The following is a 20,108-nucleotide window of genomic DNA, read 5'->3' on the forward strand; positions in this document are numbered from 1 at the left end:
AACTAAGAGACACATGTGTCCCATAGTTGATAAAGGAGGCAAAGATGATAGAAGAAAAAAATGAAGGAGTAACTGTTGAAGATAATTTAGAAACTCCTAAAAATAAAAAGAAAACAATAGATGAAAAAATTGAAGAATTAAAAGAAAAATTAAAATTAGCAGAATTAGAAAAAAAGAAATCGATAGAAAAAAAAGGAAAGAATTTATGGTTAAAAATAAAGTCTTTGTTTTTGACAGATGAAAATATAATAGATGAAATTCTTAATGATCCTGAAAAAATAGAGAATTTAAAACAGGCAATACTTAATTTTTTAGAAGAAGAGGAAAAGAAAAAAACAAGGGAGAAGTCAAATGAAAAGTAATTTATTAGATCTTCTTGAAATAAGCTTTGGTCCACAAATAATGGAATATATGAATGATGAAGATGTAGTTGAAATTATGAAGAATGATGATGGTAAAGTCTTTATAGACACATTATCACAAGGGATGATATTTAAAGGGTATATGGAAGCAGATAAGGCTTTAAATATAATTTATTTAGTTGCTAACCATTCTGGGCAAGAGGCTACAGTAGAAAATCCTATTATAAGTGCAGAATTGCCAGGAAGTGGATTTAGATTTGAAGGAAATATTCCTCCGCTCACAACAACAGCGGCATTCAATATAAGAAAATATTCTATTTTAGAATTAACATTAGATGATTATGTTAGGGACAAGATTATGTCAGAAACACAAGCCAAATGTATAAAAGAAGCTGTAAAGGAAAGGAAAAATATTCTTGTAGTTGGAGGAACGGGAAGTGGAAAGACAACATTATGTAATGCAATATTAAGTGAAATGTCTCAATATAACCAAAGAATTATAATTATTCAAGATACAAATGAGCTTAAATGTAGTTGTGAAAATAGATTATTTATGAAAACAAGTGAATATGTATCTATGAGAAAGTCATTAGTATCTACTCTTAGAAGAACGCCAACAAGAATAGTTATAGGAGAAGTTAGAGATGGAGCAGCACTAAATGTATTAATAGCCTGGAATACAGGACATCCTGGAGGTTTATGTACTTTACATGCAGATAATGCTATAAAGGGAATAAGGCAATTTGAAAGTTATATAATGGAAGTCTCAACATCACCACAAAGAGAAAAAATAGGAGATACGATAAATTTAATAATTGATTTACAAAGAGAGGGCTTAAGAAGAAAAGTAAAAGGAATAATAGAACTTAAAGGCTACGATACTAAAAAAGAAGAATATATATTAAAATATTTAACTTAAAGGAGTGGTATAAATGAAATATGAGGATTTAAGATTTCCTATTTGTAAAGGATTTATAAGCCTTCCAACAACTGCAGGAGGAGAGAGAACAGCGGTTCTTCTTAATATGTTGGTAGGATTAATTTCATTTTTTGCAACGGAAACATTATATTTTATAATTTTTGTAACAATTCCTCTTCATTATATAATAGTTAAATTAACAAAAAAAGATTATTTATTCTTTACTGTATTTAGAAATCATTTAAGGTATAAAGACTATTATCATTCATAAATTATAAGAGATAAGTATGTCTCTTAGGAGGAATAAAATGTTTAGAGAATTTAAAAAGAGAAATTTACCTAAAAAATTCAAAAATAATGATGATTCATTGACAGATTTATTGCCATGGGCGTATATCTATGAAAACAATGAATCTAACTTATTTATTGGAGAAGGTGAAGATTTAAAAACAATAACTTTCCCTATAGTAATGACAAAAGACGGAAGTTTTCAAACTACTTTTAAATTTAGGGGTAGAGATTTAGATAGCTGTACTCCAGATGAATTATATCTAGTAAATGAAAGATGTAATAATGTACTAAGACAATTAGATGCAACATGGACATTGCACTTGAATGCTATTAGAAGAAAAAGTCATAGCTATATTCAAAAAGAGAATATAAAAGCAATTCCTTTAAAGATAATTGAATTAGAAAGAAATGATTTTTTCACTTCTGGAAGCCACTACGAAAGTGATTATTACTTAACATTTACATACAATACTCCTGAAGATAAATTAAAAAAGGCTAGAAATATATTTTTTAAGAATACAGATGTGACAATAATCGAAAATCATTTTAAAGATAATCTTAAATATTATAATGATGAAATATACAGGTTATTTTTCTTATTAAGTGAAGTATTATCAGAGTGCAAGGTACTAAATATAGATGAAACTTTAACATATTACCATAATTTAATTTCAGATATAAAAATAGAGTTTTTAAAAGTACCAAAAGCATTTATAAAAGAAAGGTCTATTGTAAATGATGGAAAGTTGGTGAAAGAAAGTAAAATTATAGCAGTAGGAACAGAATTACCAGAAATGTATAAAAAAGATAAAGATAATATAAGGGAAGAAATACTCCCAATTTTAATAGATAATTACATTTCTGATACTCCATTAATTGGAGGTTTAACTCCACAACTAGGGAAGGAGTATATAAAGGCTGTTTCATTATTATCTTTTCCAGGAAATTCAATACCAGGAATCTTAGATCAATTAAATAGATTGAATTTTGAATATACTTGGAGTACAAGATATATGATGTTAGATAAATTAAATGCTCTAAAAACTATAAAATTTTATACAAAAAGATGGGGAAATGCGAGGACATCATTTACAAATTTAATTAAAGAAGGTTTACTTAGAAAGAAAACAGAGGAGAATGAAAGTGCAGGATATAAAGAGGAACAAGTAAAGCAAGAAGGAACATTAATAGAGCAAGAAGAGACAGCTTTAGGTTATTATACGATTACAATTATCTTGAAAGATCAAGATAAAAGTATTGTTGAAAAGAATGCTTTAACTATAAGAGCAAAGTTAAATTCTTTAGGATTTACAGCTCAAATAGAAGATTTCAATATTTTAGATTGTTTTTTCGGTTCGTTACCAGGAAATATAGTTATGAATGAACGAAAACCACCACAAAATTCAAGAGTTTATAGTCATCTAATTCCACTAAATGCGGTATGGGCTGGAGATGAGAAGAATGAATTTTTGAAAAAACCACCACTATTATACTGTCAAACAATAGGACATACGCCATTTAGACTAAATTTACATTATAAAGATGTGGCACACACTCTAATAATAGGTCCTACTGGATCTGGAAAATCTGTATTACTTGGAATGCTTCAAGCGGAATACTTGGCTTATGGAAATACAAAAGTTATAGCATTTGATAAAGGAGCTTCTACAAAAGTTTTAAATAAGGCTTGTGATGGAGTTTTCTATGATTTAGGAGAAGATAATATAAGATTTCAACCACTAAGAAGTATTGGAGATAATTCAAAATTTCTTATTGAAAAATTTAAAAAAGAAATAGAGATTGAAGGAAAAATAATAACAAAAATTGAAGAAGAAAAGATTTCAGAAATTGAAAGAAATGAAAAAAGTAGAGCAAATAAAGAAAAAGAGTGGTGTCAGGAGTGGATAGAAGACATATTAGAAAGTAATTCAGTTCAATTAACACCAGAAATAAAAAATTATGTATGGAATGCTTTAACACAATTAACTACTTTACCAGAACATAAGAGAACTATTTCATCGTTTGTAGATTTGGTTGGTGGACAATCAAAAGTTATAAAAGAGGCTTTGACAGCATATTATGGGAATGGAGCTTATGCAAAATATTTTGATGGGAATAGTGACTTTTTGAAAGAGTCAAATTACATAGTGTTTGAAATGGAAAAAATATTAGAGACGAAAAATGCAGTAATGCCAACTTTAAATTATTTATTTCATGTAATAGAAACTAAAATGGTAGATAAAAAAACACCTACACTTTTAACATTAGATGAATGTTGGGTATTTTTAGATAATCCTAAATTTGAAAACAAAATAAGAGAATGGTTAAAGGTAATGAGAAAAAATAATGTTGGAGTTGTATTTGCAACTCAGTCTCTATCTGATGTAGCAGAGAGCAAAATAAAAAGTGCAATCTTAGATGCATGCTATACAAGAATTTACTTACCAAATAGCAATGCAAAATCAGAAATTCAGCAATCGTATTATAAGATGTTTGATCTTAATGATACAGAAATAGATATAATATATAATTCAGTGCCTAAAAGACAATATTATTTTAAAAATCCTAAAGGATCAAGATTATTTGAATTGGCACTATCAAAGCTAGAACTTTCTTATGTTGCCACATCTGGAGGTAAGGATTTAGAAAAATGTAAAGAGTTAGGTCATCTAAGCCAAGAAGAATTTAATGTAAAGTGGTTAGAATATAAAGGATTTGAAGGAGAAATTGTTGTTGGGAAAATAAAAGAATTAATAGAAAAAAACAGTTTTTAAAAGTATAGGACACATGTGTCTTACAGATGGAGGAATTATGAAATTAAGATATTTAATCGTATTAAGCTTTTTAGTTAGTTCATATAGTTTTAGTCAAACAGTTGGAATAGGCATTTATTCAAAATCAAATGTATATCACTCAAAAAATAATCAAATAAATTTTACTCCACTTATAAATTTAGAAAGTAAGAAATTTTATTTGAAAGGTTATAAGATAGGATTATACTTCTATAAAGAACCAAATTTTAATGTTTCAGTCTTTTTTGATCCACTAGTAGGGTATAGTGATCTTTATATTAAAAACTCTGATTTAAAAGAAGGATATAAAAATATAAAAAGTAGAAATACATTTATTGGTGGAGGTATAGCGGCAGATTTTATTTTAGATAAAAAAACGTTTGGAAGAGTTGAAATTTCAGGTGGAGATAAAGGAATAAAAGGTGAAATGAGATTTAATCAATCTTTTATACTTACTGATAGAATTACATTTACACCTGGAGTTTACTTTAAGTTTTTCAATAAAAAATATGTTAACCATTTTTTGGGAACAGATATAAATGATACAAAAAAGAATGAAAAAATAAATAAAGTGTATAAAGGTAAGGACACCATAGTTGGAGGACTAAATGCTAATTTAGATTTTTCAATAACTGAACAAATGACAGCAACAATATTTACTGGAGTAGAATTATATGACAATATAAAGGATTCCCCATTAGTAAAAAAAGAATATTCTTACTATGCTGGAATTGGGCTTAGATATAGTTTCTAGAAAGTTTTTATAAATATGCTAAGGAGATTTTATCTCCTTGGCCTGAAAAATTAAAACTCTTTTTTAAATGAAGAAAAAGGAGTAAAATATGGAAAGAAAATTAATAACATGTAATATAGAAAAATCTGAAGAAGATATTGAATATTATAATTACTTAATTACATATTTAACGGAAATTTATTTAAAAGAGGTAGAGAATAATGAATAGAGTAGTAGCTTATTGTCGTTTTTCATCTGATCATCAAAGAGAAGAAAGTATTGATGCACAAGTAAGAGCAATAAAAGAATTTTGCTTAAAAAATGGCTATAACTTATTAAAAGTTTATAAAGATGAAGGAATTTCAGGAACATCAATTAGAGATAGAGAAGCTTTTCTACAACTAATAGAAGATAGTAAGAAAAATCAATTTGATTATGTTATAGTGCATAAGTTTGATAGATTTGCAAGAAATCGATATGACCATGCAATATACGAAAAAAAATTGAATGAAAATAAAGTAAAATTAATATCTGTCCTTGAGCAATTAAATGATAGTCCTGAAAGTGTTATTTTAAAAGCAGTATTAACAGGTATGAATGAATATTATTCTCTTAATCTCTCTCGAGAAGTAAAAAAAGGATTAAATGAAAATGCTTTAAAAGGAAAGCATAATGGGGGTGTACCACCACTAGGCTATGACCTTGATGAAAATAGAAAATATATAATCAATAAAAAAGAAGCTGAAGCTGTTAGATTAATATTTGACTTAGCCTTGAAAGGCATAGGGTATACAAATATAGCAAAGGAATTAAATAAAAGAGGCTATAAAAATAAATTAGGTAGAGAATTTAGGAAGGTTTCTATAAGAGATACCTTACTTAATGTGAAATATATAGGTACTTATTATTTTAATTTAAAGGATGAAAATGGGAAATTACAGAAAAAGCCTATACTAATTGAAAATAATCATGAAGCGATAATAGATAAAGATATTTTTTATAAAATACAGGAAAGATTTAAAATAAGCAAAAAAGGTCCTAGAAAAAGAAAGGGAAACAATTATATTCTAACAGGATTTTGTGCTTGTGGAGAGTGTGGAGGTACATATTCAGGGGGCTATAGAAGTAAAAATAGGGATGGCACAATTTCTTATGGCTATAATTGTAGAGAAAGAAAAGAAAAAATAAATAATTGTAAGAATAAACCAATAAGAAAAGAATTGATTGAAAACACAATAATTGATATAATAAAAAATAACATATTAAGTGAAAATAATATGGAAATAATAGCAAATGATATACAAAAAAACATAGAAAAGATAGATAATAGAAAGGAGATTGAGTATTGTGAAAGTGAGATAAAGAAATTAAATGAGATGGCACTAAAATTACTGGAAAAGAATTTAAATGGCATTGTAGAGGATGAATTTTTTAAAATAAAAAATATTGATATAAAGAGTAAAATTCAAGGATTAAAGGAAAGGTTGTATTCACTTGAAAAGGAAAGAAAAAAGGATTTAAGCAGAGAAAAAATAAAGGAATATTTATTAGAAATAAAAAAAGATTCTACTGATAATTTAAACAGAAAATTAGTAGAATCATTCATAAAAAATATAAAGCTTTTTCAAGATAAAATCGAAATAACCATTAGAAAATTCCCTAAAGAATTTGAAGCTACTTCTGTTAAATATGGTGGAAGTGACGGGAATTGAACCCGTGTCCAAAACTACAGAAACCATAAGCTTCTACAAGCTTAGTTTACTATTTAATTTCGTAATAATTATTCCCGTAAACAGGGCTAATTAAAACTATTCTCTGTATTTTCCTGTAAATTTAGAGAAGTCATTTACAGTAATCTGCATTAATCAACACCTTTAAAAAACTCATGCAGAGAAAGTTATTTAAGGTGTAGCTGAACTAAGCAGCTAAAGCGTAATTTTTGTTTCCATCTAAACGATGAGTTAGTCTTTTACAGCGACAAACCTGGCCTGCTACCTATGACCTTGTAACCCTGTCGAAACCTTTACACTCCCATATTTAATTTTAATAATATAGTTATTATAACATTAAAAAAGAAGAAATCAATTAAAAAATTTATTTTTACCTTATTTAATTTTATAAAAAAGATGTTGAACGAATAAGATAAATAATTCGTCAACATCAAAAAATATATATTCAAAACATTTTATTTTAAAAAAGAGGCAGTTCTTCAATGAAAATTATATCTTTTCTATTTTTTGCCTCACCTTCAGCTAAAATTGCAGCTTTAGCAACAATATTAGCTCCTGCTTTAAGAACTAAATCTTCTAATGCTTTTATTGATTGACCTGTAGATATAACATCGTCTATCAAAGCAACCCTTTTACCTTGAAGTTTTTTTATATCTTCATTATTAAGATAAAGTTTTTGTGGATTAGAAGTAGTTATCGAATTTACTGTAACCTCTATGGGATTTTCCATGTAGGTTTTGACAGATTTTCTAGCTACTACATAAGATTTAAAATTTAAAATTTTTGAAATTTCATATATTAGAGGTATACCTTTAGCTTCAGCTGTGACAAGAATATCAACTTGTGGTAGTTTAGCTGCAAGTAAAGGAGCAGTTTTTTCAACCAGTTCAGTATCACCTAGAATAACAAAACTAGCAATTGACAATTCATCTGAAAGCTTTATTATTGGTAATTCTCTTGTTAGGCCAGCAATATTTAAAGTGTAGTATTTCATTTCATCCTCCTTGTATTTTTAAAATAAAATAAAGATATATTTTACTACTAGGGCAACAAGTAAACCAATAAAAGGATCATTAGCAGCTGTTACAGTCATAGCAGTTGCGGATACTATATAAGTTTGTGCATCTCCATTTGAGAAAGCTAAAGAAGTATTTATAGGAACAGTTACAATAGCACCTAAAATAAATAAAAATCCATGGACAGAGTGTCCAGGTATATATTTACTTATTTTAGGAAGCAATCCTAAGATTAGAATTATAGCCATGATAGCCATCATTAAAATTCCACTCTTCATGGGATTAGGAGAAGCACCAGTAGCAGATATTATAGCCTCTACAGGTCCGCCACCAAATAAGGAAGAAACGGCATCAGCTAAGCCAGAATAAACTGTTAAATGATCTATATTAGCTTCATAACCATTAGTCATAGAAGCAGTAATGTTTCCAAAAGCTATATTTGCACCTATAGTTAAACAGGCAAGTGCTAAAGCTCCTCTTACTACATTTAAATTAAGTATAGGTTTTTTTATTTCAATTTTTTTATAATTTTCTACTATTCCTCCGCCAAAGTCAATTTTAAAAATATTAGCAACTAAGCTTGAAAAAATAACACAGACAACTATTGTATAAACTAAGTTTTGTCCAAAGAAAAAATAAGTTATAAATGCAGATAAGATTGAGCTTGCTGTAATAACAGGACTTTCTTTTAACCCAGATAAAGCTATTTTTGCAAGCATAATGCCAACACCTGCCATCATAGCATTTATAATATTATCTCCAGCAAAATTTACGATAGCCGACAAAACACCAGTTAAACCCAATAGAACCATTGTTAAACCAGCAAAAAAGATCATAGATAATCTTTCTCTGATATCTTTTCCTAGTATCCCTGCTAAAGCAATTGTTTCAGCCTGAAAAGAAATAGGAATGGCAGAACCATAAAAAAGACAGGCTACTGCACCGATTATAAAACCAAAAGCTGTGGGAACAGAAGCAAATCCATAAGAAGCAGCTAAAAGAGCCTGAGGTATTCCGTTCAATACAACTCCTAAAGCCGCCAAAATATCGTTGATAGTCATAATAATAGACCTCCTTCTTAAGAATATAATTTTATAATTATTTATAAAACAACAAGTTATTTTAACAAAAATAAATTAAAAGTCAACAAAATAAATAGTATTACAGTACTATTTTATTTATACAAAAAAAATTTATTAATATTTATAAAAAAACTTTTTTTTTTTTGAAATTTATGATATACTAAAAAAAGTGCATAAGAAAGCAATCTCATCTTATGTAGATAATTTAAAGGAGGTGCAAGATATATAATGGCTTCTAACAAATTAAGAATCTATTTAAAAGCATATGATCATACTTTATTAGATGAATCAGCAAAAAGAATAGCTGAGCTGGCTAAAAAAAATGGAGCAGAAGTAGCTGGACCTATGCCACTACCTACAAAAATTAGAAAGTATACAGTTTTAAGATCAGTGCATGTTAATAAAGATTCAAGAGAGCAGTTTGAAATGAGAGTACACAGAAGAATGGTAGAGCTAATTAATTCTACTGAAAAGACTATGAGTTCGTTAACATCAGTTCACTTACCAGCTGGTGTAGGAATAGAAATTAAGCAAGTTTAATTTTTATTCTGGGTATTTATTTATGGGAGATGATGCAAAAGCATCATACTTACAGAATAGTACATGTTGATTTTATTTTTGTGGGTAGTTTTAGAACCACGAGGATAAGTTGTATCAACCTATATATTATTTGATGGAGGTTAAAAATGTCAGGAATTTTAGGAAAGAAAATTGGAATGACTCAAATTTTTGAAAATGGAAAGTTTGTTCCTGTAACAGTTGTAGAAGCTGGTCCTAATTTTGTTCTTCAAAAGAAAACAGAAGAGAAAGATGGATATGTAGCTTTACAATTAGGATTTGATGAAAAGAAAGAAAAAAACACTACTAAACCTTTAATGGGAATTTTTAACAAAGCTGGAGTAAAACCTCAAAGATTTGTTAGAGAATTAGAAGTTGAAAATGTTGATGGATATGAATTAGGACAAGAAATAAAAGTAGATGTTCTAAGTGAGGTAGAATTTGTAGACATTACTGGGACTTCAAAAGGGAAAGGAACATCTGGAGTTATGAAAAGACATGGATTTGGTGGAAACAGAGCCAGTCATGGGGTTTCAAGAAACCACAGACTAGGAGGATCTATCGGTATGTCATCTTGGCCAGGAAAAGTTCTTAAAGGAAAAAGAATGGCAGGGCAACATGGAAATGCAACAGTGACAGTTCAAAACTTAAAAGTGGTTAAAGTTGATGCAGAGCATAATCTACTATTAATAAAAGGTGCAGTTCCTGGAGCTAAAAATGGTTATTTAGTAATAAGACCAGCAGTAAAGAAAGTAATAGGTTAGTAGAGGGAGGAGGAAAACAATGGCAGTTTTAAACATATATAACTTAGCAGGAGAAAAAACTGGAACTGTTGAAGTTAATGACGCAGTGTTTGGTATTGAACCTAATAAAGTAGTATTACATGAAGTGTTAACTGCAGAATTAGCAGCTGCTAGACAAGGTACAGCTTCTACTAAGACTAGAGCAATGGTTAGAGGTGGAGGAAGAAAACCTTTCAAACAAAAGGGTACTGGTAGAGCTAGACAGGGTTCTATAAGAGCACCACATATGGTAGGTGGAGGTGTTACGTTTGGACCACATCCAAGATCATATGAAAAGAAAGTAAATAAAAAAGTGAGAAATCTAGCACTTAGATCTGCGTTATCTGCAAAAGTTGCAAATGGAGAAGTAATTGTTTTAGAAGATGTTTCAATAGAAACACCAAAAACAAAAGTGATAGTAAATTTAGTTAATAAAGTTGATGCAAAACAAAAACAATTGTTTGTAGTGAATGACTTAGCATCTATAAACGATTTTAATTTATATTTGTCAGTAAGAAATTTAGAAAATGCAGTGGTATTACAACCAAATGAGATTGGTGTATACTGGTTATTAAAACAAGAAAAAGTAATTCTTACTAGAGAAGCATTGGCGACTGTAGAGGAGGTACTAGGATAATGACTGTTTACGATATAATTAAAAAGCCTGTTGTAACTGAAAAATCAGAGGCTTTAAGAAGAGAATATAATAAGTATACTTTTGAAGTACATCCAAAAGCAAATAAAATAGAAATAAAAAAAGCTGTAGAAGCTATATTTAATGTGAAAGTAGAATCAGTTTCTACAATGAACAAAAAGCCTATTGTAAAAAGGCATGGAATGAAACTTTATAAAACTCAATCTAAGAAAAAGGCTATAGTTAAACTAGCAAATGGCAATAGTATAACTTTATTTAAAGAAGTTTAATTTAAAAGATTAAAGATAGATATAGGTCAAATGGAGGAAAAAAAGAAATGGCTATTAGAAAACTGAAGGCAATTACTAATGGTACTAGACACATGTCTAGATTAGTAAATGATGAATTAGACAAAGTAAGACCTGAAAAATCTTTAACTGTACCTCTAAAATCAGCGTATGGTAGAGATAATTATGGGCACAGAACTTGTAGAGATAGACAAAAAGGGCATAAAAGATTATATAGAATTATAGATTTTAAAAGAAATAAATTAGATGTTCCTGCAAGAGTAGCTACAATAGAATATGATCCAAACAGATCAGCAAACATTGCGCTTTTATTCTATGTAGATGGAGAAAAAAGATATATTTTAGCTCCTAAAGGATTAAAAAAAGGAGACGTAGTTTCAGCTGGAAGCAAAGCAGACATAAAACCAGGGAATGCTCTAAAATTAAAAGATATGCCAGTTGGGGTTCAAATACACAATATTGAGCTTCAAAGAGGTAAAGGTGGGCAATTAGTTAGATCAGCTGGAGTAGCAGCTAGACTTGTTGCTAAAGAAGGAACTTATTGCCATGTTGAATTACCATCTGGAGAATTAAGATTAATTCATGGAGAATGTATGGCAACTATTGGTGAAGTAGGAAATGCAGAACATAATCTAGTTAGTATAGGTAAAGCTGGTAGAGCTAGAAATATGGGTAAAAGACCTCATGTAAGAGGATCTGTAATGAACCCAGTAGATCACCCACATGGTGGAGGAGAAGGAAAGAATCCAGTTGGAAGAAAATCACCTTTGACTCCTTGGGGAAAACCAGCACTTGGTGTTAAAACAAGAGGAAGAAAAACATCTGACAAATTTATCGTAAGAAGAAGAAACGAAAAATAATTTGCGAGAGGAGGCTAATAGATAATGGCAAGATCATTAAAAAAAGGACCTTTTTGTGATCATCACTTAATGGCTAAAGTTGAAGAAGCTGTAGCTTCTGGAAATAATAAAGCAGTTATTAAAACTTGGTCAAGAAGATCTACAATATTTCCTAACTTCATAGGAATGACTTTTGGAGTATATAATGGTAAAAAACATATACCTGTTCATGTAACTGAGCAAATGGTAGGACATAAATTAGGAGAGTTCGCACCAACAAGAACATATCATGGACATGGAGTAGATAAAAAGAAAAAATAATAAATTATAGATAAAAAGGAGGTTGGACTAGTGGAAGCTAGAGCAATAACTAGATTCGTAAGATTATCTCCTAGAAAGGCTAGATTAGTAGCAGACTTAGTGAGAGGTAAATCAGCCCTAGAAGCGTTAGATATTTTAGAGTTTACAAATAAAAAAGCAGCTAGAGTTATTAAGAAGACTTTAGAATCAGCAGTGGCAAATGCAACAAATAATTTTAAAATGAATGAAGATAAATTAGTTGTGTCGACTATAATGATAAATCAAGGACCAGTTTTAAAAAGAGTAATGCCAAGAGCACAAGGTAGAGCAGACATAATAAGAAAACCTACAGCTCATGTAACTGTGGCAGTATCTGAAAAAGAATAAATTAAGGAGGTAAAACTGTGGGACAAAAAGTAGACCCTAGAGGACTTAGACTTGGAATTACAAGATCTTGGGATTCTAATTGGTATGCAGATAAAAAAGAGTATGTAAAATACTTCCATGAAGATGTGCAAATAAAAGAATTTATAAAGAAAAACTACTTCCATACAGGAATTTCGAAGGTAAGAATAGAAAGAACATCTCCTTCACAAGTAGTTGTTCATATACATACTGGAAAAGCAGGATTAATAATTGGAAGAAAAGGTGCAGAAATTGAAGCTATTAGAGCGAAATTAGAGAAATTAACTGCTAAAAAAGTAACTGTAAAAGTTCAAGAAATAAAAGAACAAAATAGAGATGCTGTTTTAGTTGCTGAATCAATAGCTGCTCAAATTGAAAAGAGAATAGCTTATAAGAAGGCTATGACACAAGCAATAGCTAGAACTATGAAATCAGGAGCTAAGGGTATTAAAGTTATGATATCTGGAAGATTAAATGGTGCAGAAATAGCTAGATCTGAATGGGCTGTTGAAGGAAAAGTTCCTCTACATACATTGAGAGCAGATATAGATTATGCAGTTGCTACAGCTCATACAACATATGGAGCATTAGGAATAAAAGTATGGATATTCCATGGTGAAGTTCTTCCAAGTAAAGTGGAAGGAGGGGACGCATAATTATGTTGATGCCAAAGAGAACAAAACATAGAAAGATGTTCAGAGGTAGAATGAAGGGTGCAGCACACAAAGGAAATACTGTTGCATTTGGAGAATATGGATTACAAGCTCTTGAACCATCTTGGATAACAAATAGACAGATAGAATCTTGCCGGGTTGCTATAAACAGAACATTTAAAAGAGAAGGGAAAACATATATAAGAATATTCCCTGATAAACCTATTACTGCAAGACCTGCTGGTGTGAGAATGGGTAAAGGTAAAGGTAATGTTGAAGGATGGGTATGTGTAGTAAGACCAGGAAGAATAATGTTTGAAGTTTCTGGTGTAACAGAAGAAAAAGCAGTAGCTGCATTAAAGAAAGCATCTATGAAATTACCTATCAGATGTAAAGTTGTAAAAAAAGAAGAAAATGGTGGTGAAAACTAATGAGAGCTAAAGAAATAAGAGAAATGACTAGTGAAGACCTAGTTGTTAAGTGTAAAGAGCTAAAAGAAGAATTATTCAACTTGAAGTTCCAACTTTCATTAGGTCAGCTAACAAATACTGCAAAAATTAGAGAAGTAAGAAGAGAAATAGCAAGAATTAACACTATTTTAAATGAGAGATAATTTTTGTATAAAATAATTGATTCTTTAATTATGGTAAAGAGGAGGTTAATATCTTGAGAAACGAAAGAAAAGTAAGAGAAGGAATAGTTGTTTCAGATAAAATGCAAAAAACTATAGTTGTTGCAATAGAAACAATGATACTTCATCCTATATACAAAAAGAGAGTGAAAAGGACTACTAAATTCAAAGCACATGATGAAAATAATGTAGCTAAAGTAGGAGATAAAGTAAAAATCATGGAAACTAGACCTTTATCTAAGGATAAAAATTGGAGACTAGTAGAAGTTTTAGAAGAAGCAAAATAATCACAATAAAAGTGAGAGGAGGATAATTTAATGGTACAACAACAAACTATCCTTAATGTTGCTGATAACTCAGGGGCTAAAAAACTTATGGTAATAAGAGTTTTAGGAGGTTCTAAAAAGAGATTTGGAAGAATTGGTGACATAGTTGTGGCATCAGTTAAGGAAGCTATCCCTGGTGGTAACGTTAAAAAAGGTGATGTAGTAAAAGCTGTTATAGTTAGAACTAAAAAAGAAACTAGAAGAGAAGACGGTTCATATATAAAATTTGATGATAATGCAGGAGTTGTTATTAACACAAGTAACGAACCAAGAGCAACAAGAATATTTGGACCTGTTGCAAGAGAATTAAGAGCAAAGAATTTTATGAAAATCTTATCTCTAGCACCAGAAGTAATATAATGAGAGAGGAGGCTTATTATCGTGGCTAAACCTAAAATTAAATTTGTACCTGAATCACTACATGTTAAAACAGGAGATACTGTATATGTAATTTCAGGAAAAGATAGAGGTAAAACAGGTAAAGTTATAAAAGTTTTCCCTAAAAAAGGAAAAGTAGTAGTAGAGGGAATAAATATAGTTAAAAAACATATGAAGCCATCTCCAGTAAACCCACAAGGTGGAGTTGTGGAAAGAGCTGCAGCAATATTTTCATCAAAAGTTATGCTTTTTGATGAAAAAGCAGGAAAACCTACAAGAGTTTCTCATGAAGTCAGAGATGGGAAAAAAGTAAGAATATCAAAAAAATCTGGAGAAATAATTTAAGAAAGGAGGAAAGCATAAGTGTCAAAATATGTTTCTAGATACCACAAATTTTACAACGATGTTGTGGTTCCTAAGTTAATGAAAGAATTAGAAATAAAAAATATTATGGACTGTCCAAAATTAGAGAAGATAGTTGTTAATATGGGAGTTGGAGAAGCAACTCAAAATACAAAATTAATGGATGCAGCAATGGCTGACTTAACAATAATAACAGGTCAAAAACCTTTACTTAGAAAGGCTAGAAAATCTGAAGCTGGATTTAAATTAAGAGAAGGTATGCCTATAGGAGCTAAAGTAACTTTAAGAAAAGAAAGAATGTATGATTTCTTAGATAGATTAGTAAATGTAGTTCTTCCAAGAGTTAGAGACTTTGAAGGAGTTCCTACTAATGCATTTGACGGAAGAGGAAATTATTCATTAGGATTAAGAGATCAATTAGTATTTCCTGAAATTGATTTTGATAAAGTTGAAAAACTTTTAGGAATGTCTATCACTATGGTTTCTTCTGCCAAAACAGATGAAGAGGGTAGAGCATTATTAAAAGCATTTGGAATGCCTTTCAAAAAGTAATAGCAAGGAGGTTAAAATAAATGGCGAAAAAGTCAATGATAGCAAGGGATGTAAAAAGAGCAGAACTTGTTGACAAATATGCTGAAAAAAGAGCTGAATTAAAGAAAAGAATAGCAGCTGGAGACATGGAAGCTATGTTTGAATTAAATAAACTTCCAAAAGATTCTTCTGCAGTTAGAAAAAGAAATAGATGTCAATTAGATGGAAGACCAAGAGGATTTATGAGAGAATTTGGAATTTCAAGAGTTAAATTTAGACAACTTGCAGGTGCTGGAGAAATACCTGGTGTAAAAAAATCATCTTGGTAATAAATCAATTAAGGAAGGAGGATTTTAATAGATGTATTTAACAGATCCAATTGCTGATATGTTAACAAGAGTTAGAAATGCTAATGCAGTTATGCATGAGAAAGTAGATATTCCTCATTCAAAGATGAAAGAAAGAATAGCTGAAATCTTGAAAGAACAAGGATATATTTCTAACTTTAAAATTGTAACAGAAGGAAACAATAAAAATATAAGAGTTTATTTAAAGTATGCTGGAAAAGAAAGAGTTATAAAAGGAATAAAAAGAATTTCTAAACCTGGAAGAAGAGTTTATTCTTCTGTAGAAGATATGCCAAGAGTATTATCTGGTCTTGGAATTGCTATAGTTTCAACTTCAAAAGGAATAATTACAGATAAAGTTGCTAGAGCAGAAAAAGTAGGTGGAGAAATCCTTGCATTTGTGTGGTAATAAAAACTTAGGAGGTGTCCATTAATGTCAAGAGTAGGTAAAAAACCTATTGCAGTGCCTTCTGGAGTTGAATTTACAGTAAAAGATAATGTTGTTACTGTAAAAGGATCTAAAGGTACTTTAACAAAAGAGTTTAACAAAGATTTAGTTATAAAATTAGAAAATGGTGAAATAAATGTAGAAAGACCTAATGATGAACCAGCTGTAAGAGCTATTCATGGGACTACAAGAGCTTTAATAAATAACATGGTAAAAGGAGTTTCTGAAGGCTTCAGAATAACTCTTAATCTTGTAGGGGTTGGATACAGGGCAGCAGCTAAAGGAAAGGGACTTGAAATTTCTTTAGGATTTTCACATCCTGTGATAGTTGATGAAGTTCCTGGTATTACTTTCGCTGTTGAAAAAAATACAACTATCCATGTAGATGGAATAGAAAAGGATGTAGTTGGTCAAGTGGCAGCTAATATAAGAGCTAAAAGACCTCCTGAACCGTATAAAGGAAAAGGAGTTAAGTACGCTGACGAACATATTAGAAGAAAAGAAGGTAAAAAGGCTTAAAATAGCTTAAAAAGGAGGTAAGACAGTTGTTTAAGAAAGTTGATAGAAAAGCATCAAGACAAAAAAAGCAAATGTCAATAAGAAATAAAATTTCTGGAACTCCAGAAAGACCAAGACTTTCAGTATACAGATCAAACACTAATATATTTGCTCAATTAATAGATGATGTAAATGGAGTTACTTTAGCTTCAGCTTCAACAATAGATAAAACATTAAAGACAAGTGTTGTTAATGGTGGTAATGTAGAAGCAGCTAAATTGATCGGAAAGACAATAGCTGAAAGAGCAAAAGCAAAAGGAATTGAAACTATCGTATTTGATAGATCAGGATATAAATATACAGGAAGAATAGCAGCTCTTGCAGAAGCGGCTAGAGAAGCTGGGTTAAGCTTCTAATTTCTTTAAGAGAGGAGGATTTCACTTTGTTAAATAGAGAAGAAAATCAATATCAAGAAAAATTATTGAAGATTTCAAGAGTTTCTAAGACAACTAAAGGAGGAAGAACAATATCTTTCTCAGTATTAGCTGCTGTTGGAGATGGAGAAGGAAAAATAGGATTAGGACTTGGAAAAGCAAATGGAGTTCCAGATGCTATAAAAAAAGCAATAGCTGCGGCTAAGAAAAATATAGTAAAAGTTTCTTTAAAAAATAAAACGGTTCCACATGAGATTGAAGGAAAATGGGGAGCAACTTCAGTATGGATGGCACCTGCCTATGAAGGAACAGGAGTGATTGCTGGATCTGCTTCAAGAGAAATATTAGAATTAGTTGGAGTACATGATATATTAACAAAAATAAAAGGTGCAAGAAATAAACATAATGTGGCAAGAGCTACAGTTGAAGCATTAAAATTACTTAGAACTGCAGAAGAAATAGCAGCTTTAAGAGGAAAAGAAGTTAAGGATATCTTAAGCTAGGAGGGAATAAGAAATGGCAAAGCTTAGAATAGAGCTTGTAAAAAGCATAATCGGAAGAAAGCCTAACCACATAGCAACTGTAAAGTCGCTAGGGCTTAAGAAAATGCATGATGTAATTGAACAAGTTGAGACACCTGAATTAAAAGGAAAATTAGCTCAAGTTTCTTACTTGTTAAAAATTGAGGAGGTGCAAGGATAATGAAACTTAATGAATTATCTCCTTCAGTACCGAGAAAAAATAGAAAAAGAATAGGAAGAGGAAATTCATCTGGTTGGGGAAAATCTGCTGGAAAAGGAAGTAATGGACAAAATTCAAGAGCAGGCGGAGGAGTGAAACCTTATTTTGAAGGTGGACAAATGCCTATCTACAGAAGAGTGCCTAAAAGAGGGTTTTCTAATGCTGTTTTTAAGAAGGAATATACAATATTATCTTTAGATTTATTAAATAATTTTGAAGATGGAGAAACTGTATCAATAGAAACTTTATTTGATAAATTTTTAGTAAAATCTATAAAGAAAGATGGAATTAAAATTTTAGGAAATGGAGATTTAACAAAAAAGTTAATAGTTAAAGCTCATAAAGTTTCTAAATCAGCAAAAGCTGCTATTGAAGCTAAAGGTGGTTCAGTTGAAATAGTTGAATTTGGAGGATTTGAAAAAGTAGCTGGAAATAATAAAAAATAGTTTTTTATCTAAGGTAGGTGAATGCGTTGACTTTAATAGAAAAGTTTAATTCGAAGTTAAGCAGTATAATGAAGATTCCTGAACTTAGAGAAAGAATTTTTTTCACATTAATGATGTTTTTAGTTGCCAGAGTGGGAACTTTAATTCCTGCTCCTGGTGTTGATGTTGATAGATTAGCAGCTATGACAGCTCAAAATGATATTCTTGGATATATTAATATGTTTTCAGGAGGAGCATTTACAAGAGTTTCTATATTTGCTTTAGGAATAATTCCTTATATCAACTCATCGATAGTAGTTAGCCTTTTAACATCAATAGTTCCTCAGCTTGAAGAAATTCAAAAAGAGGGAGAGTCAGGAAGAAATAAAATAACTCAGTGGACACGGTACTTAACAATAGCTATAGCGACAGTACAAGGTTTTGGAGTATGCTTATGGTTACAATCTGTTGGTCTAGTTTATAATCCTGGACTTGGTTTTTTCTTGACAACGATGACTACATTGACAGCTGGAACTATATTTTTAATGTGGGTAGGAGAACAGATATCTATAAAAGGAATAGGAAATGGAGTTTCTCTTATAATATTTCTTAATGTAATATCAAGAGCTCCTTCAAGTGTTGTACAAACAATACAAACTATGCAAGGGAATAAATTTTTAATTCCTTTACTTGCTGTAGTAGCATTTTTAGGAACTTTGACTATTGCAGCAGTAGTTATGTTTCAATTAGGACAAAGAAAAATACCTGTTCATTATGTGGGAAAAGGATTTTCTGCAAAGGGAGGAATGGGACAAAATTCATATATTCCATTGAGATTAAATAGTTCAGGAGTTATGCCTGTAATATTTGCCTCAGTATTTATGCTTATACCTGGAGTTATAGTAAATGCTATTCCATCAGAATATTCTATAAAAACTACGTTGGCTATAATATTTAATCAAAAACATCCAGTATATATGTTACTGTATGCAGTGATAATTATATTTTTCTCATTTTTTTATACTGCATTGGTATTTGATCCTGAAAAAGTAGCTGAAAATCTTAAACAAGGTGGAGGAACGATTCCAGGAATAAGACCAGGGAATGAAACTGTAGAGTATCTTGAAGGTGTTGTTACTAGAATAACATGGGGTGGCGGATTATTTTTAGCTTTAATCTCAATACTTCCAGATATTATATTTACATCTATGAATCTTCCAGTTTATTTTGGAGGGACAGGAATAATAATAGTTGTTGGTGTTGCTTTAGACACTGTACAGCAAATTGATGCTCATTTAGTTATGAGAGATTACAAAGGATTTATATAATAATAAAGATATAAATAAGCTTAAATATATATTAATTGTAGTGTATAAGATAGCAGTAAAATGCTTTTGCACAAACATAAAAAGATAGAATATAAAAAAATGGTATTGAACTGCATTTTCAATCTTAGATAAAGACTGAAGTGCAGTTTTTTTCATCAACACCATTTGACACAGAGCCTAAGAATTTTCTAATTCTAATCTATTCTATTTAAAAATCATAGAAGGCAAATTTACAGAAATTAGTTCATATTCTC

The 20,108-nt window shown here is 30.2% G+C and carries 30 protein-coding genes and 1 other RNA gene; 28 read left to right on the forward strand and 3 right to left on the reverse strand.

Annotated features, from left to right (window positions below; translation table 11 throughout):
- The first annotated feature begins 44 nt into the window (after positions 1 to 44).
- From Q4A58_RS00855 to Q4A58_RS00880, 6 genes are all read left to right on the forward strand, one after another.
- Positions 45 to 362, forward strand: coding sequence for a hypothetical protein (locus Q4A58_RS00855; RefSeq protein ID WP_303115584.1), 318 nt, complete (start codon positions 45 to 47; stop codon positions 360 to 362).
- Positions 352 to 1,281, forward strand: coding sequence for a P-type conjugative transfer ATPase TrbB (gene trbB / locus Q4A58_RS00860; protein WP_303115587.1), 930 nt, complete (start codon positions 352 to 354; stop codon positions 1,279 to 1,281). Before Q4A58_RS00855 ends, trbB begins: the two co-directional genes overlap by 11 nt.
- 13 nt (positions 1,282 to 1,294) lie before the next feature.
- Positions 1,295 to 1,552: a VirB3 family type IV secretion system protein gene (locus tag Q4A58_RS00865; RefSeq protein ID WP_303115590.1), complete on the forward strand. Its 258-nt coding sequence runs from the start codon at positions 1,295 to 1,297 to the stop codon at positions 1,550 to 1,552.
- Between the two features lie 37 nt (positions 1,553 to 1,589).
- Complete coding sequence (locus tag Q4A58_RS00870) at positions 1,590 to 4,346, forward strand: conjugal transfer protein TrbE (protein ID WP_303115593.1); 2,757 nt, start codon at positions 1,590 to 1,592, stop codon at positions 4,344 to 4,346.
- A gap of 37 nt (positions 4,347 to 4,383) precedes the next feature.
- A complete protein-coding gene (locus tag Q4A58_RS00875; protein ID WP_303115596.1) occupies positions 4,384 to 5,118 on the forward strand; it encodes a MipA/OmpV family protein in 735 nt (244 codons plus the stop codon).
- A gap of 200 nt (positions 5,119 to 5,318) precedes the next feature.
- On the forward strand, positions 5,319 to 6,809 hold the full coding sequence (locus Q4A58_RS00880; protein WP_303115598.1) for a recombinase family protein: 1,491 nt from the start codon (positions 5,319 to 5,321) through the stop codon (positions 6,807 to 6,809).
- Here the strand turns inward: Q4A58_RS00880 and ssrA are convergent.
- From ssrA to Q4A58_RS00895, 3 genes are all read right to left on the reverse strand, one after another.
- Positions 6,788 to 7,130: a transfer-messenger RNA gene (ssrA, locus tag Q4A58_RS00885) on the reverse strand. The genes Q4A58_RS00880 and ssrA overlap by 22 nt on opposite strands.
- A 157-nt stretch (positions 7,131 to 7,287) precedes the next feature.
- Entirely contained in the window at positions 7,288 to 7,821 is a 534-nt protein-coding gene (locus tag Q4A58_RS00890) for a phosphoribosyltransferase family protein (RefSeq protein ID WP_303115601.1), read from the reverse strand.
- A gap of 18 nt (positions 7,822 to 7,839) precedes the next feature.
- Positions 7,840 to 8,904 carry an NCS2 family permease gene (locus Q4A58_RS00895; RefSeq protein WP_303115603.1) on the reverse strand — a complete coding sequence of 355 codons (1,065 nt, stop codon included), beginning with the start codon at positions 8,902 to 8,904 and terminating at the stop codon, positions 7,840 to 7,842.
- 249 nt (positions 8,905 to 9,153) lie between these two features.
- On the opposite strand from Q4A58_RS00895, the gene rpsJ reads away from it, so the two are divergent.
- The 22 genes from rpsJ (at position 9,154) to secY (ending at position 19,854) form a co-directional block, all read left to right on the forward strand.
- Entirely contained in the window at positions 9,154 to 9,465 is a 312-nt protein-coding gene (gene rpsJ, locus Q4A58_RS00900) for a 30S ribosomal protein S10 (protein WP_303115606.1), read from the forward strand.
- A 146-nt stretch (positions 9,466 to 9,611) separates the two neighbouring features.
- Positions 9,612 to 10,247: a 50S ribosomal protein L3 gene (rplC, locus tag Q4A58_RS00905; protein ID WP_303115608.1), complete on the forward strand. Its 636-nt coding sequence runs from the start codon at positions 9,612 to 9,614 to the stop codon at positions 10,245 to 10,247.
- 19 nt (positions 10,248 to 10,266) lie between these two features.
- Positions 10,267 to 10,902, forward strand: a complete 636-nt coding sequence (gene rplD / locus Q4A58_RS00910; RefSeq protein WP_303115610.1) for a 50S ribosomal protein L4 — start codon at positions 10,267 to 10,269, stop codon at positions 10,900 to 10,902.
- Positions 10,902 to 11,189 (forward strand): 50S ribosomal protein L23, encoded by a 288-nt coding sequence (gene rplW, locus Q4A58_RS00915; RefSeq protein ID WP_303115612.1) that lies wholly within the window; start codon positions 10,902 to 10,904, stop codon positions 11,187 to 11,189. The genes rplD and rplW overlap by 1 nt, the downstream gene beginning before the upstream one ends.
- A 47-nt stretch (positions 11,190 to 11,236) precedes the next feature.
- The gene (gene rplB, locus Q4A58_RS00920) at positions 11,237 to 12,067 is read left to right on the forward strand and encodes a 50S ribosomal protein L2 (protein WP_303115614.1); all 831 of its coding nucleotides are present in this window, start codon (positions 11,237 to 11,239) and stop codon (positions 12,065 to 12,067) included.
- Between the two features lie 24 nt (positions 12,068 to 12,091).
- A complete protein-coding gene (gene rpsS, locus Q4A58_RS00925; RefSeq protein ID WP_022819630.1) occupies positions 12,092 to 12,367 on the forward strand; it encodes a 30S ribosomal protein S19 in 276 nt (91 codons plus the stop codon).
- Between the two features lie 30 nt (positions 12,368 to 12,397).
- Positions 12,398 to 12,733, forward strand: coding sequence for a 50S ribosomal protein L22 (rplV, locus tag Q4A58_RS00930; protein WP_022819631.1), 336 nt, complete (start codon positions 12,398 to 12,400; stop codon positions 12,731 to 12,733).
- 17 nt (positions 12,734 to 12,750) lie between these two features.
- Complete coding sequence (gene rpsC, locus Q4A58_RS00935; protein ID WP_303115619.1) at positions 12,751 to 13,407, forward strand: 30S ribosomal protein S3; 657 nt, start codon at positions 12,751 to 12,753, stop codon at positions 13,405 to 13,407.
- A 2-nt stretch (positions 13,408 to 13,409) separates the two neighbouring features.
- The gene (rplP, locus tag Q4A58_RS00940; protein ID WP_303115621.1) at positions 13,410 to 13,835 is read left to right on the forward strand and encodes a 50S ribosomal protein L16; all 426 of its coding nucleotides are present in this window, start codon (positions 13,410 to 13,412) and stop codon (positions 13,833 to 13,835) included.
- On the forward strand, positions 13,835 to 14,017 hold the full coding sequence (gene rpmC, locus Q4A58_RS00945; RefSeq protein WP_005892361.1) for a 50S ribosomal protein L29: 183 nt from the start codon (positions 13,835 to 13,837) through the stop codon (positions 14,015 to 14,017). The genes rplP and rpmC overlap by 1 nt, the downstream gene beginning before the upstream one ends.
- 53 nt (positions 14,018 to 14,070) lie before the next feature.
- Positions 14,071 to 14,322, forward strand: coding sequence for a 30S ribosomal protein S17 (gene rpsQ / locus Q4A58_RS00950; protein WP_303115682.1), 252 nt, complete (start codon positions 14,071 to 14,073; stop codon positions 14,320 to 14,322).
- Positions 14,323 to 14,352: 30 nt separating this feature from the next.
- Entirely contained in the window at positions 14,353 to 14,721 is a 369-nt protein-coding gene (rplN, locus tag Q4A58_RS00955) for a 50S ribosomal protein L14 (protein ID WP_303115684.1), read from the forward strand.
- Between the two features lie 21 nt (positions 14,722 to 14,742).
- Positions 14,743 to 15,084: a 50S ribosomal protein L24 gene (gene rplX / locus Q4A58_RS00960; RefSeq protein ID WP_303115686.1), complete on the forward strand. Its 342-nt coding sequence runs from the start codon at positions 14,743 to 14,745 to the stop codon at positions 15,082 to 15,084.
- Positions 15,085 to 15,102: 18 nt separating this feature from the next.
- Complete coding sequence (gene rplE / locus Q4A58_RS00965) at positions 15,103 to 15,654, forward strand: 50S ribosomal protein L5 (RefSeq protein ID WP_303115688.1); 552 nt, start codon at positions 15,103 to 15,105, stop codon at positions 15,652 to 15,654.
- Positions 15,655 to 15,674: 20 nt separating this feature from the next.
- Positions 15,675 to 15,962: a 30S ribosomal protein S14 gene (gene rpsN / locus Q4A58_RS00970; protein WP_303115691.1), complete on the forward strand. Its 288-nt coding sequence runs from the start codon at positions 15,675 to 15,677 to the stop codon at positions 15,960 to 15,962.
- A 31-nt stretch (positions 15,963 to 15,993) separates the two neighbouring features.
- The gene (rpsH, locus tag Q4A58_RS00975) at positions 15,994 to 16,389 is read left to right on the forward strand and encodes a 30S ribosomal protein S8 (protein ID WP_303115693.1); all 396 of its coding nucleotides are present in this window, start codon (positions 15,994 to 15,996) and stop codon (positions 16,387 to 16,389) included.
- 24 nt (positions 16,390 to 16,413) lie between these two features.
- A complete protein-coding gene (gene rplF, locus Q4A58_RS00980; RefSeq protein ID WP_303115696.1) occupies positions 16,414 to 16,947 on the forward strand; it encodes a 50S ribosomal protein L6 in 534 nt (177 codons plus the stop codon).
- 26 nt (positions 16,948 to 16,973) lie between these two features.
- Positions 16,974 to 17,342, forward strand: coding sequence for a 50S ribosomal protein L18 (gene rplR / locus Q4A58_RS00985; protein WP_303115699.1), 369 nt, complete (start codon positions 16,974 to 16,976; stop codon positions 17,340 to 17,342).
- A 26-nt stretch (positions 17,343 to 17,368) separates the two neighbouring features.
- Positions 17,369 to 17,863: a 30S ribosomal protein S5 gene (rpsE, locus tag Q4A58_RS00990; protein ID WP_303115701.1), complete on the forward strand. Its 495-nt coding sequence runs from the start codon at positions 17,369 to 17,371 to the stop codon at positions 17,861 to 17,863.
- Positions 17,864 to 17,876: 13 nt separating this feature from the next.
- Positions 17,877 to 18,062 carry a 50S ribosomal protein L30 gene (gene rpmD / locus Q4A58_RS00995; protein WP_303115703.1) on the forward strand — a complete coding sequence of 62 codons (186 nt, stop codon included), beginning with the start codon at positions 17,877 to 17,879 and terminating at the stop codon, positions 18,060 to 18,062.
- The gene (gene rplO / locus Q4A58_RS01000) at positions 18,062 to 18,547 is read left to right on the forward strand and encodes a 50S ribosomal protein L15 (protein ID WP_303115706.1); all 486 of its coding nucleotides are present in this window, start codon (positions 18,062 to 18,064) and stop codon (positions 18,545 to 18,547) included. The genes rpmD and rplO overlap by 1 nt, the downstream gene beginning before the upstream one ends.
- A gap of 26 nt (positions 18,548 to 18,573) precedes the next feature.
- A complete protein-coding gene (secY, locus tag Q4A58_RS01005; RefSeq protein WP_303115709.1) occupies positions 18,574 to 19,854 on the forward strand; it encodes a preprotein translocase subunit SecY in 1,281 nt (426 codons plus the stop codon).
- The last annotated feature ends 254 nt before the right edge of the window (positions 19,855 to 20,108 follow it).

The sequence above is a fragment of the Fusobacterium sp. genome (assembly GCF_030528405.1).
Taxonomy (GTDB): domain Bacteria; phylum Fusobacteriota; class Fusobacteriia; order Fusobacteriales; family Fusobacteriaceae; genus Fusobacterium.